The sequence below is a fragment of the Campylobacter rectus genome (assembly GCF_004803795.1).
Taxonomy (GTDB): Bacteria; Campylobacterota; Campylobacteria; order Campylobacterales; family Campylobacteraceae; genus Campylobacter_A; species Campylobacter_A rectus.
In genome coordinates, this window is record NZ_CP012543.1 from 2,503,794 (window position 1) to 2,516,769 (window position 12,976).

Annotated in this window: 13 protein-coding genes and 1 CRISPR repeat array (1 of these 14 running past the window's edge); of the genes, 4 read left to right on the plus strand and 9 right to left on the minus strand. The window is 38.8% G+C overall.

The genetic code is table 11. The features are described 5' to 3' along the window. Positions 1-188: direct repeats of the CRISPR family, unit length 30 nt; unit sequence GTTTCAAACTCCAACGGAGTAAATTTTAAC; it begins 3,248 nt to the left of the window's first position. Between the two features lie 531 nt (positions 189-719). The 9 genes from cas1 to CRECT_RS12020 form a co-directional block, all read right to left on the minus strand. Next, positions 720-1,718 carry a CRISPR-associated endonuclease Cas1 gene (gene cas1, locus CRECT_RS11980; RefSeq protein ID WP_002944249.1) on the minus strand — a complete coding sequence of 333 codons (999 nt, stop codon included), beginning with the start codon at positions 1,716-1,718 and terminating at the stop codon, positions 720-722. 67 nt (positions 1,719-1,785) lie between these two features. Beyond that, positions 1,786-2,064: a CRISPR-associated endonuclease Cas2 gene (gene cas2, locus CRECT_RS11985; RefSeq protein ID WP_002944223.1), complete on the minus strand. Its 279-nt coding sequence runs from the start codon at positions 2,062-2,064 to the stop codon at positions 1,786-1,788. Positions 2,065-2,069: 5 nt separating this feature from the next. Next, positions 2,070-2,570, minus strand: a complete 501-nt coding sequence (locus tag CRECT_RS11990) for a Dna2/Cas4 domain-containing protein (protein ID WP_002944056.1) — start codon at positions 2,568-2,570, stop codon at positions 2,070-2,072. After that, the gene (gene cas3, locus CRECT_RS11995) at positions 2,570-4,831 is read right to left on the minus strand and encodes a CRISPR-associated helicase Cas3' (RefSeq protein WP_002944230.1); all 2,262 of its coding nucleotides are present in this window, start codon (positions 4,829-4,831) and stop codon (positions 2,570-2,572) included. Before cas3 ends, CRECT_RS11990 begins: the two co-directional genes overlap by 1 nt. Beyond that, positions 4,831-5,571, minus strand: a complete 741-nt coding sequence (gene cas5 / locus CRECT_RS12000) for a CRISPR-associated protein Cas5 (protein ID WP_002944028.1) — start codon at positions 5,569-5,571, stop codon at positions 4,831-4,833. Before cas5 ends, cas3 begins: the two co-directional genes overlap by 1 nt. Beyond that, a complete protein-coding gene (cas7b, locus tag CRECT_RS12005; protein ID WP_002944233.1) occupies positions 5,571-6,446 on the minus strand; it encodes a type I-B CRISPR-associated protein Cas7/Csh2 in 876 nt (291 codons plus the stop codon). Before cas7b ends, cas5 begins: the two co-directional genes overlap by 1 nt. Then, a complete protein-coding gene (locus tag CRECT_RS12010) occupies positions 6,439-6,861 on the minus strand; it encodes a hypothetical protein (protein ID WP_039887933.1) in 423 nt (140 codons plus the stop codon). Before CRECT_RS12010 ends, cas7b begins: the two co-directional genes overlap by 8 nt. Before the next feature lies 1 nt (position 6,862). Then, positions 6,863-8,257 (minus strand): TM1802 family CRISPR-associated protein, encoded by a 1,395-nt coding sequence (locus tag CRECT_RS12015; protein WP_002944103.1) that lies wholly within the window; start codon positions 8,255-8,257, stop codon positions 6,863-6,865. A 435-nt stretch (positions 8,258-8,692) separates the two neighbouring features. Further along, positions 8,693-9,379, minus strand: a complete 687-nt coding sequence (locus CRECT_RS12020) for a CRISPR-associated endoribonuclease Cas6 (protein ID WP_002944125.1) — start codon at positions 9,377-9,379, stop codon at positions 8,693-8,695. A gap of 145 nt (positions 9,380-9,524) precedes the next feature. On the opposite strand from CRECT_RS12020, the gene CRECT_RS12025 reads away from it, so the two are divergent. From CRECT_RS12025 to CRECT_RS12040, 4 genes are all read left to right on the plus strand, one after another. Further along, the gene (locus CRECT_RS12025; protein ID WP_039887931.1) at positions 9,525-10,697 is read left to right on the plus strand and encodes a MalY/PatB family protein; all 1,173 of its coding nucleotides are present in this window, start codon (positions 9,525-9,527) and stop codon (positions 10,695-10,697) included. Positions 10,698-10,912: 215 nt separating this feature from the next. Then, the gene (gene moaC / locus CRECT_RS12030; protein ID WP_039887960.1) at positions 10,913-11,386 is read left to right on the plus strand and encodes a cyclic pyranopterin monophosphate synthase MoaC; all 474 of its coding nucleotides are present in this window, start codon (positions 10,913-10,915) and stop codon (positions 11,384-11,386) included. Then, entirely contained in the window at positions 11,361-11,624 is a 264-nt protein-coding gene (locus tag CRECT_RS12035) for an HP0495 family protein (protein WP_002944182.1), read from the plus strand. The genes moaC and CRECT_RS12035 overlap by 26 nt, the downstream gene beginning before the upstream one ends. Positions 11,625-11,632: 8 nt before the next feature. Beyond that, positions 11,633-12,913 carry a hypothetical protein gene (locus tag CRECT_RS12040; RefSeq protein WP_002944030.1) on the plus strand — a complete coding sequence of 427 codons (1,281 nt, stop codon included), beginning with the start codon at positions 11,633-11,635 and terminating at the stop codon, positions 12,911-12,913. Positions 12,914-12,976: the final 63 nt, after the last annotated feature.

Sequence of the window (12,976 nt, forward strand, 5' to 3'; positions counted from 1 at the left end):
TCTTTGGTAGTAGAGTAAAAATACAAGTTTCAAACTCCAACGGAGTAAATTTTAACTTGCTATGTTTATAGCGCCGCCGACGAAACCTCCGTGTTTCAAACTCCAACGGAGTAAATTTTAACTACATATACTCAGGGTATAGTAGCAAGAAATCATCCGTTTCAAACTCCAACGGAGTAAATTTTAACAGCACCAAAATATGCATTTTTAGGGCTATTAAAACTCAAAGTCTATATTTTTACGCCTTAAATTTGCATAAAAAACAAAATAGTATCGATACGAAATACCCTAAATTTCATCATTTCTAAAATCTTAGAAAAAGCTTTATCGACATAGTTTAGATTTAAAAAGGGCACTTAGAAATCAAATGTCCCGTTGCGGTAAGAGCAAATTAACAACATTCAACCCGCTATAGCGATCAAAGCAAATTTTATAAGTAGGGTGTATTTTATATTTTATCACAAACGTCCAAAGTAAAATCACAAACGCCATTTTAGCGCAAAAACCAATACCGCGGTAAAGACACATAAGTCAAATTTGATGCGAATTTTCTCAACGCTGGGAGTAAAACACCAAAACAGCCAAAGACGCATAGGTCAAATTTGACCGTAAATGCATAGCGGTTTTTATGCCACATTTTGATGAAGTCAAGGCTCTAAAATCAAATCATCAAAATGCAACCAAGATACTTGCTGCCTCTTACAGACAAAATATCAAATTTACCCCCACTTAAATCCCTCATAAGGCGCATCTTCGCAGATACATTTTTTGATCTGATTAGCCTCGCGGCGGATCACCTGCCGCCACGTGAGATCGCGCCCGCCCAGCGAAACCGTTTCACCAAGCCTCGCGATCATTTTTAGCTCTATCTTTTGCACTGCGTCGTTGCTAAATTTTATCCGACCGGTGTCGGTTTGGAAGTCCTTTGCCGTGATCTCCTTTTTATTTAGCATATTAAAAATCAGCGTATCACCCAAAATCGGCTTAAAAATCTCGGCAAGATCGAGGTGTAGGCTCAGAGCGCGGTAGTTTGGCTCGTGCAAAAAGCCGATGCGCGGATCAAGCTCGGTTTTGTAAATTTCGCTGAGGCAGACGTTATAAATACGCGTATTTACGTAGCTTATGAAACTGTTGATTTTATCGGCGGGCGGGCGCTTGGAGCGGACGGTAAATTTAAAGCTTTTTTGATCCGCGATTATCTCGTTCCACTTTTCGTAGTAGAGCTTTTGAAACGCCCCTTCCGCCACCATTATCGCAGGTACGTCCGCGGCGGCATTTAGCGCCTCTATGTGGGACGATACGTCAAATTTCACGCCGTGTCTTTTACAGTTTGCCGCGTCGTTTAGGATATGCGCGCGAGTGATCTCGCGGGCGATGTAGACGCGCTTAAGCGGATCGTCAAAAGCGCGGACCTGATTTAGCAGCACGAAGCCGCTTTTATTGACCGAGTTTGAGGTATTTGGATAAAAATTACCGCGAAAGCTCTGATAAGGACTAAAAACGTGCAAAAGGACGTTGTTGTCCGCCAGAAACGCCATAGTGTAGGTATCGATCTGCACTTTTGCCAGCACGTAAATTTCATCGATCGCATTTATCGGCAAAATTTTACTAGCGGCGACCGCGCCTGCATCGTCAAATTTATCAAAATAGATATTGTTATCTTGCCTACGAAGCCTGCCTGCGCTTAAAATAAAATGCGTCCTGTCGCTTTTTTGCATCTTTTTTCCTTAAAATTTAGCTGGGATTTCAAGCGCCGCCAAACTCGGCAAATTTACGCGAGCAAATTTAACTAAACAGCGCGCCGCTTTTATCCTGTCCGATTACGATACGCTTGGAGTATTTCAGCGAATTAAAAGTATAAATCACGATAGAATCAAGCTGCGCAATGCACTCTTTTTGCAAAACTGCGGTTAGTTTTTTAAAATCGCTCTCGCGAATCTCGCCTTCAAAAACGGAAAACTGCACGCGCGGCAAAAACTTCTCGACCGCCTTTCTGATGCGGTTTGCGTTGTTTTTCTCTTTTTGCTCGGCGCCGGCGATGTCGTAAAATAAAATGGCGTACATCAAATCTAACTCACGCAATATCCGCTATAAGCGCAGTTTGCGCAAAATTTGCCCTGCGTAAATTTTGGCGGTCGCTCTAGGTTCGCAAGCGACGTTATCTCGCTTAAAATTTGCTCGATCAGAGCGAAATTTTCGCTGCTATCCTCCACCAAAATCACCTTTTTACCGCTGATTAGTTTGCCTTTTACCTCTTTTAAATTTAAACCCGTTTTTAAAAGATAGACGTAAAAAAGTAGCTGCATCTTGCCCGCAAGCTCGTTTTTTAGGCTCTTTTTGTATTCGGTGATGAGATAGTGTCCGCGCTGCTTGGAAAGTTTGTCGAATTTCAAATTTGAAAATGCAAAGTCCTGCAAATCGCTCTCTTTGATGTCCGCCAGCGCCTTGCCCATCAGCACGTTTTCATCCTCCTGATCTGCGTGGATATGGTGCGCGTAAAGCCACGCCTCGCGCTTGCAGGTGACGTAATAATTCACAAGCGTGCCGGTGATTTGGTCTTTGTGAAACATTAGTCAAATACCTCTTCAGCAATCGTAAGCTTAGGCAGGAAGCCGTCAAATTTATTATAGAAATTGCCTGGCGGTAAGATACGTATGCCAAAATAATCTTTTAAAGTGGTTTTATAATCTTTTTTAAGTTCTTCTAGTAAATTTTCACCGACGGATATCGTGTATAATCCTAAATCTTTTTCCAAATCTTTAATTTCGGCAAGAATTTTAAATTTATCATCATTTGATTGCAACAATTTATCCCGATTATCTAAAAACTCGCTGAAATGCCCACTATATTGCTCTACAAAAAGCGAGACCTTCCAGTCCTGCTTAGGCATAAAATTTTCATTAAACTTTTTAAATAATGTTTGAAATTCCAGGTTTTTAGCATATTGCAATAAATTTACGCTAGTCGTTTCATTTTTTGTACTTTCAAAATAGCTCTCTAAGACATTATAAATTTCGCTCTCTTTTATATTTTGCGATAAAATTTCTTTTATTTTATCCTCTTGCAGATCCGTATCGTGATATGGAAACGATTTGCCTTCTAAATAATCAAAAACTATAACTTTTGCAGGCTTGTCTGACAGGCCTTCACGATTTACTCTGCCCGCAGCTTGGATAATAGAGCCAAAGGGAGCGAACTCTCGAAAACCTATACCAAAGCTAAGATCGACTCCGGCTTCGATTAGCTGCGTTGCAATCAAAATAATCTTTTTATCATTACCTAATTTAGCCTTTATTTCGTCAATAATCTCAACTCTGTGAAGCGGAATTTGGTGCGTAGTCAAAAGATAGATGCTATCTTTATTCTCGCTTTTGTTTTTTATGACTTCATATAGCTTTTTAGCTTTTGAGATGGTATTTACGACACAGAGTACGCTTTGATCTTTATGGGCTAAAATTTCATCTTTTAGGATATCAAAATCGTTTAAATTTGGCTTATAAACGAGCTCATATCTATCCCTATCTCGCTCGTATAAAACGGGGCTTGAAAGCTCGGTAAAATTTTCAAGCTCTGCTGCAATATGAGGCATAGTCGCAGACATAAGTATAAAGTGGATATTGTATCTTTTTGTAAATTCATTAAAAGCGGCAGAAATCGGCTTCAATAAAACTCTTGGGATATTTTGTATCTCGTCTATTATGATAACGCTATCTCGCAAGGTTTCTAGTTTTAAATTATCTCTATTGTGATTTGAAAAAAATACGTAAAATAATTGATTAAAAGTCGTAACGATAAAATTCTCATGCCAAATATCGGCCAAAAATACTTTTTGCATAAACTGCTCTTGCTCATCTTCATTATCTTTCTCTTTGTCTATTTTACTACTTTTATAGCTTGTTAGGTGGTGATATTTTAGTACGTTTTGGTCGGATATTATCTTTTGATATTCGTTATGTGTTTGATCTATGATAGAGGTAAATGGTATAGCTGTTATAACACGTCTTTTATCGCCTTTTATTTTAGCTATTTGCAATGCCAAATTTAGAGCCAAAAACGTTTTTCCTATACCGGTGGGCGCTTTAATCAAAAACTTATCTTTTTGCGTATTATGATTAAAATTTTGAAAAATAAGTTCTTTTGCTTTTGTTCTGTATTTGTTTTTACTGCCATTTTGCTTTGAGGCTATAATATATTCCATCTTATTAAGGTAAAGATCTATTTTTTCATCACTTAAAATTTCTACATTTTTATAAGGCTTAGAAAAAATAGCTTCAAATTTATCAGTCAAAACAAGCCTCGAATAGCGCTTCTTAAAAATAAAGTAGTTATCTAAAATTTGGTATTTTTCCAGCTCGGCCTCTAAATCAAAAAAATAGTCGACAAATTCATTAACATCAGGCCTTATCTCTAAATTTAATCTACAAATCACTTCATTTATCTTTTTAAATTTATCTTTTATCTTTGCTTTTATATTGCCTAGTTCGCTAAAGAAAGATTTAAGATCGGGCAAATCGGAATGATGTTTTAGAATAGTAAAAAAATTAGCTAAAAAATTTATATCTTTATCGACTCTAGTAAAAAAATATATAAAAGCACTCTCTAGAGTATGCGTTGTTTTTAGCTTTTGTCGAGCTTTTTCAAAATCATCTTTTGAGGTAAAATTCTCTATTTCTAAATTTATATAATCTTGAAATCTCTGTGCAATCTTAGCAATATCGTGAAAGGATGCTGTCTCTTTATGGTCGCTTTCACCAAAGCTATCGCTTATATTTTTTACATGAAAATTATAAGATTTTTTAGGGTGCGAGTTAAAAGAGCTTGAAATTTGCATTATACAAATCTACAATGATAAATTTTATCGCCGCAAACTATCTTCCAAACCTTAATATCCCTAGCCTTTATTTGCTTGTTGGATAATATTAAATTTACGCCCAAATCAGGAGATCTTTCTGGCGTTAAAGTGCTCGCAAAACTAATCGGAGAATATAAAACACTTTCTTCAAAATCTATATTTTTTACATCATCTTGAAGCACGAATGAATCTATATTTATTTCGTCAAATTTTTTCTCTTCATAATTCGTTATTTCCATAAATTCGAAATTACCTGCAAATTCGCTATTGCCAAGATAAAATGAAAATTTGCAAATTCGTTTTTTTAGATTATAAATCGCTTCCTCTTCGAGCTTAAATTTATCAATAAAAATTATATACTTCGGATAAATCAAGAGTTCTCTATTTATTGGTTTTTGAGGAGCCTTATTGTCACGCAAACCAAGCGAGATTTTTTGCATATCAAATTTGAGCAAACTATTTAGATGAGACTTTGTAAATTTCGTATAGTCGTTTATATAATTTTGCGAAAAACTCTTCTTTAAAATAGGAGCATCTAGGATTACACTATATTTAAAGTCGTCAAATCTATCATCGTTTAAATAATTATCTATGCCGAGTAAAGCCGCCAACATACCGCAAATAGTAGTCTTTGGCGGGATAGGTAAAGTGATATTTTGACTAATCCCCAAAGGATCTCTAAAACAAGCAAATTTACCCCAAATTTTAAATGCAAACATTATAGTTCTTTTGCTTCTAAATTTATATTTAGATCTTTAAAATTATCCAGATATTTTTTAGCCGAATCATCATAAAAAACTACTACTTTTTCTATTTTTTGACTCATATTTTTTAACGACCTTGCAAGAGCCGAGAAATTTAATTCACATTCGCTAAAAGCACGAAGTTGTTGAGAGTTTTCATTGTCTATCTTTACAAGCTCGTCAAGCAGACCTATCATATAAGTATCTTTATAGATAACTCTTATAAGCATTCTTGGTTTTTGTCCGACTTTACTCCTGGTATTTAGTAGCTTTGTGCCTTGCCACATAGAATCAAGCATATCGGCAACATCTTCTTCGCTTGCATTCGATTTAGCAGCATTTAGAGAATTTATAGTACCGTACATAGCAAACAACCCATAAGGTATATAATTATCGGTTCTAAATGTCTTATTTAAGCTATTGTCTTTACCGAAAGCACCGGTTCCTTGTGATAAAATAGTCTCTGTTTCGTTTAGTGATTTAGCCCAAGAAAATTGCACCGTACCTATAATTTGAAGATTACTTTTTGGTGCCACTCCGCCAAAAAGTCTATTGTCAATGCAGCTTAAAAAAACTTTTTTATCATCTTTTTCATTTAAAGCATTCCTCAACTCGGTAAATCTGGTTTCTGCCGATTGTACCTGCTCTGCGTTATTTACAAATACGGTTTTACCTTTTCTATATTGCAGATCATCCCTGATCGTTCTTTTTACTCTAACATCGCTAACAACGGCTTTTCTATCGCTTTCATCGTATCTTGGCGCATTATCGTTTAACATGTCGCCGTTAGGATTAGTCATTTTTGCATCCCATAAAAACAGAATTTCACTATGTTTTGCTAAATCACTCATCATCTTCTCCTTGTTTTTGATTTTCTTTTTTAAATTTTGCATAATCATTAAACCCTCTAATAAAAGCGAAAGAAATCTCCTGTTGAGCTACTCTTATATTTTTTGGATATACAAAATAAGTAGTAACTAATTGCGATAAATCATTGTTTTTAGGAGTATTTAGACTAAACAGCCTCTCAAAATAGCTTGCTTTATTAAAAATAGCTTTTAAATTTGATTCCGTTATTCTTTTGGTCGATAACCATTTTTTAAACGTCTCGTTCTTTTTTACGACTTTCCCGTTTGGATTATACGAACTATCGATAATACCTTTCGAATAAGCGCCTATCAAATAAGCTCCTTTTATTAAGCCGTTCTCAAAATAATCGGATTGCTCAAGCAATAATTTTTCAAAATATTCAGAAAAAAGTTCCATTCTACATCCTTATTGCGTTTATATCTTTTAAAAATTTTAAAATCTTGTTTTCATTTTCTATAAAAGTATTCGGATACATTATCCACTCTTTTATACTGTCTTTTAATCTGCTTTTATTTTCACCGTCAAACTCTCTAAAGTGTTCAAAACGTTTTAAAACCTCCAGGTAACTTATTTTTAAATACCCCAAAAGTAATCTTGCTAAATATATTTTTTCTTGTAAAATTTTATTTTTCAAATTTGCAATACTATTTGTAGATATAGCAAACTGTTCCGTAACCCTAAAATAATCCTTTAAATATACAAATCTGATATCCTCATCCTCGCTTTGAACTCGTTTCATAGCATCCGTAATATGATCTTCTTGCATCAAATTCGCTACCTTTCTTATCCTGCTCGGCAAAACATCTTCAAGAGTAGCAAATATTTTAACAGATAAATTGGTAACATTCACCTCCGTAAAGAATATATCGAGCGTAAAGCTATTAATATATTCAAAATTTTCTATTTGCTTATTTAATTTTCTAATAAAGCTTTCTTCCCTAGTTGCTTCATCACTTAAAGTATTTGATTTCTCAAGAAAATTTATCATTTCCTTAAAAATATCTTCGTCAAAATTTACCATAGACGGAATTATTATATATTCTAATCCTTTGTAATAAAATTTAAGATTGTTTATCGCATACATCCAGCCTTTTTTGACCGATTTTGCCGTATTTTTTGACATAGGAAGACGGTTTATGGATTGCTCTTTAAATTTGTCATCATAATTATCCATAGTAAAAAACTTGACATTCGGATCATACCCGCAAGGTTCTTTTTCTTGGGTAACAATATCTATCTGCTCCTTTAAAAAAGCGTTTCCTTTTTTGTCCTCTATATGAGGCTTTACAAATTCATTAAGATAATTTTGCAAAACTTCCGGCATAAGCTCATAAAAACTTTTGCCATTTATAAGTAAAATCAGAAAATAATCGCCTTGCTTAAAGTCCTTTAACCCAAGCTCATCGTTTTTATAGTTTTCAAGATATTCAAATACTAAATTTGCCAAAATTTTGTTGTTACTATTTGCATACACTACAATTGAATTTTGTAAGGTATGTGAGATGGCTTGGAATTTTTTATATAAATCTTTTTCGTTTTGATACTCGTAGTTTGGGTATAAATAATATGAATTACTAGTTCCACCTATCTTTTTTGTAAAAAATGTTTTTATGGTGTCTAATGAAGTTCGCGATAGCTTTGGAGCACCAAGAAGCCTCCCGTTCTCAATTTTAAAATCAATAGCCAAAGTTATATGGTCACTATCCTTAAAATTAGAACTTTTAATCATAGCCTTAACATCGTCGTCACTTAGCAGGCTGCCAATTTTATATAGCTTATGAGCTAATCCCATATCTTGTTTTACCTTAAAATTCTTTAAATAATTCTACGCCTATTTGACTTAAATACTTCTAAAAATATATCAAATCTAAGGAAAATCAAAAAGTACCATAAAATCTTTTTTTAAAGACTTAGTCATTAACTGCAATAAACATTAAGCTCTATTCTGCCACAATTTATATCAAACTTTTCTATATCTAGAACAGGACCAAAGAATACAAATAAAATACATAAAATGTACTTTTTAACACAACTGGAAATATTTTTATTTTTCAAAAGAGCAGCTCCTTATTTTTAATCGTATTATAGTACAAAACAAAAATATTGTCAAGTTATATTATTTTAAAGATTACCACAACTTTTAATCTTGATGAAAATATACTATAATACGTAAAAAGAATAAGGTTTCCCGTCGGGATTTGAAATTATTATTTTAAAGATTGCAACCTTATTCTTTTTCTTCCACCACCTCCACAAACCCCACTCCGCAGTTCATACATCCGCTTCCGACGCCGGCATCAAGGATCAAATTTATTAGCTCGGGCTGCGCGCAAATTTTCCATTTTGCTTGCCAAGCCTGAACCGGCGAGCGGTTGTTACCGTAATAAAAATTAAATGGATTTTGCAAATTTTGCCAGAGTAAATTTAGCTCAAATTCGCCCTCGTATCTGCGCCCGGTAAGCGTTTCAAATCTTTGCAAAGCGTTCGTTTTCATCATCTCAAGATGCCTGGAATCTTGCGGCTGCAGATAAATTTTATGCCCCAAAAGCCCGCCTATCGCGCACGCTACGCAGCCTTGCAGCACCGCTTCGCTTTGCGTAGTTCTGTGTTCGCTAACCGCCACAGTCGTATCGCACAAGCAAAGCTCGCCTAAATTTAACCCGTCTTTTAGCACGGCAAGCGCGATTATTTTTTCAAATTCCGGCTCATAAGAGGTAAATCTAATCCGCAAATTTGCGCCCTTTAAACGAAAATCAAAATTCGTTCGTTTAAAAATTTTGCCGCTGGGCTCATGCCTATATCCCTCGTGCTCGACACTTGGCAGATAGCGGTAGATGTAGCCCTGGATGAGCTGGGGCAGCGCTTTTGAAATTTTTAAATTTGCACTTGGCAAACGTGAGATTATCGTGAGCATTTTCGTCCTTAAATTTAGTAAAATTTAGACGTAATTATAAAAAATCTTGCATTAAAAATCGGTTTTGCGCAAAAATACGGCGAAATTTCAAATTTTGCCCATCAAATTCGCTAAAATATCCGCAAAAATCACGCAAGGAGAGCAAATGAAATACGATTTTGACGCGCCGGTGGAGCGAGACGGGACGTATTCGTCAAAATGGAAAACGAGCGGAGACGAGCTGCCGATGTGGGTGGCGGATATGGATTTTAAGGTCGCGCCCGAAATTTTAGAAGCGCTGCAAAAGCGCCTGGATAACGGAGTTTTTGGCTATTCGTACGTGCCGCAGGAGTGGAGCGAGGCCGTCTGCTCGTGGTGGAGCAGGCGCCACGACGTCAAATTTGACCCAAATTGGCTGATTTTTTGTACGGGCGTGATCCCGATCATCAGCTCCGCGGTGCGCAAATTTACGAGCATGGGCGATAAAATCGTGATCCAAAGCCCCGTCTATCACGTCTTTTACCGCAGTATCGAAAACAACGGCAGGATCGCGCTTACAAACGAGCTAGCCTACGACGGGCGCGGCTATGATATAGACTTTGCCGACCTCGAAGAAAAGCTCGCCGACCCGCTAGCTACGATGTTTATCCTTTGCAACCCGCACAATCCCGTCGGCAAAATTTGGAGCGCCCAGAAGCTAGCCAAAATCGGCGAACTATGCGCCAAGCACGGCATTTTGGTGATCTCTGACGAGATTCATTGCGACATCACGAGCCCCGGCAAAAGCTACATGCCGTTTATCGGCGCGAGCGAGACTTGCAAAAACATCTCGATCACCTGCGTTTCGCCGACCAAAGCCTTTAACATCGCCGGCCTGCAAAGCTCCGCCGCCGTAGTGCCAAATCCCAAACTGCGCGCCAAAATGGCAAAAGCCATCAACGACGATGAGGTCGGCGAAGGCAATGCGTTTTCTTGTATCGCGACGATCGCGGCGTTCGAGCGAGGCGAAGCGTGGCTCGAGCAGATGCGCGAATACGTCTGGCAAAACCGCAAAATCGTGAGCGAGTTTTTGCAAAACGAACTGCCGCAGATCAGGCTTGTGGAGCAGGACGCCACGTATCTACTCTGGCTTGACTGCCGCGAAATTTGCGACGACGCGAGCGATTTTCATAAATTTTTACGCCAAAAAGCGGGGCTTTGGCTAAACGACGGCAACGCATACAGAGGTGCGGAAAAATGCTTCCTACGTCTAAACATCGCCACGCAAAGATCGCGCGTGCTAGAGGGGCTAAAACGCCTAAAATCAGGCGCCCTAGCCTACGCGAAAAGCAGGCAATAATATATTTACGAAAAATTGGGATAAAATTTAGACCTTTTTGGTATGATTTCCGCGTCCGACAAGAAAACCTCCTTTTTGTAACGACGCTTCGGCTCCCCCTGCCGAGGCGTTTTTTGTCTTATTCATTAAGCTTTTTTAGTTATAATCCTTCTCATAAATTTACTCCGCCTAGCTCAAATTTAAGCAAATTTAGCGCTTCAGGCGAAAGGACGAAAATGCTAACTCACATAGACGAAAACAACCGCCCCAAAATGGTCGACGTAAGCGACAAGGGCGTAACTACGCGCATAGCCGTGGCAAGCGGCGTCATAAAAATGTCGCGCGAAGCCTTTGACGCGATCAAAAACAACACCGGCAAAAAAGGTCCGGTCCTGCAAACCGCCGTCGTAGGCGCGATAATGGGCGCAAAAAAGACGAGCGAACTCATCCCGATGTGCCACCCGCTGCTAATCAGCGGCATAAACTGCGACATCGAGGAGCTAACCGAAATCTGCGCCTACAAGCTAACCGTTAGCGTCAAAATAGACGGCAAAACAGGCGTCGAGATGGAGGCGCTAACAGGCGTTAGCGTCGGTCTTCTAACTATCTACGATATGATAAAAGCGATAGATAAAACCATGCAGATAACAGACATCGCGCTAGAAAGCAAGAGCGGAGGCAAAAGTGGCGACTACGTGCGATCTAAATAAAGAACCCGAAATCTCATATCCAAATTTCTGGGAATACAAAATCATCCTGCTCCAAAGCAAAAATGCCGAAGCTATCGCGCGCGGCATCGTAGGCGAAAGGCAGCACAAGATAACACCGTCAAAATCTAGCAAAGAGGGCAAATACAAAAGCTACAATCTAAGCGTTTTGGTTAATTCTAACCAGGAGCGATTAGAAATTTTTTCCGCGCTAAGACGCGTTTGCAAATACGTACTATAAGGACTTTCATGCAAAATTTAGTCTTCATCCAAACCATAAAAGAGAACAAAAACGACCCGCAAATTTCCGTTTTGATCAGGGAATTTGCGCTAAGCGAGTTTAGAAAAAGCGTCAAAGGCGCAAAAGGCGACGACGCAAACGCGGCTCTAGCTAAGGAATTCGAGCAAATTTGCGAGGCGCTAAAGAGCGAGGATCTGCTAAACCGCCAAAACGTCGCCAACCTCATCCAAAGCGCGGGCGACGCGCTCAGCGAAGCAAAAGAGCAGTACATCCACCGCCTAATCTACGAAAAAGAACAGATCGAGCGACAAATTTATGCGCAAAAAGACGAGATCAAAAACGACGTTCGCGCGCTACTTGAAAATATGGAAAATTTCATCAGAAATAGCGACCTGGCGGATAAAGAGGAAATTTTAACCGCCATAGACGAAAAAATGCTCTGCGAGCTGCAAATGCTGGGCATCCTCAAAGAAACTACCGAAGCGGCGTTTCTAACCGCGATCGAAAAGGGCGACGATGTAAAGGACACGGTGGAGCAAATAGCCAAAAACGTCGTGCTTAGCGCGATAAACGAGGGCGAAGCGAGCAAAGAGCGCATCCTGGAGATCGCAAGGACGGTCTGCGAGGCGGCGAGCGAGATAGCCGACGTCGATCAGGCATTTGCCAAAGAGCTAATCGGCGGCGCGATCGGCGGCGTAAAAGAGGCGCTTAGCAAAAAGACCGAGAAGTTTATCGAGGAGATAAAATTTGCTCCCGACGGCCAAACCTTGCTGGGAAAAGCAAAGGAATTCGTGAGGCTAGAGGAGAGATTTGTGGCGATGCTACATGATATGGCGCGCTCGGATGAGCCGTCTGCTGCCGTGATAAACGACATCCTAGACGAGTCCGTCGATAGCTACTTGGCTAAATTTAAACGCCTGCAAAACGACGTTTCGCGCCAGATCGAGCTTCAGCTAGAGGAGCTAAAATTTAACGAAAATATCGATAAATTCGCTAGCCTTGCAGGGGCGAAATTTGAGGAGTTAAAGCGCGAAGTCGGCCAAGCCGGCGATAAATTTAAAGAAAATTTTAACGCTAAAGAACGCCTCGAAGCGCTCAAAAAAGACATCAGCGACTTTGAAAAAAGAACCGAAGAGAAGCTAAGCGCGATAAATGCGAGCGAGATCGGCGAAAATCTCAAAGCAAAATCAAAAGAGCTAGGCGAAAAGCTCTACAAAGCCGCCGAAAATCTCATAAAAAACGCCAAAGAAAAGATCAGCAAAAAAGAGGACGAGAAAAAGGACGAGTGAGCCCAGCTTTGGCGCATTTGGTTAAATTTGCGCCCGGGTTTTCTTACCCGCTACAAACGGCGG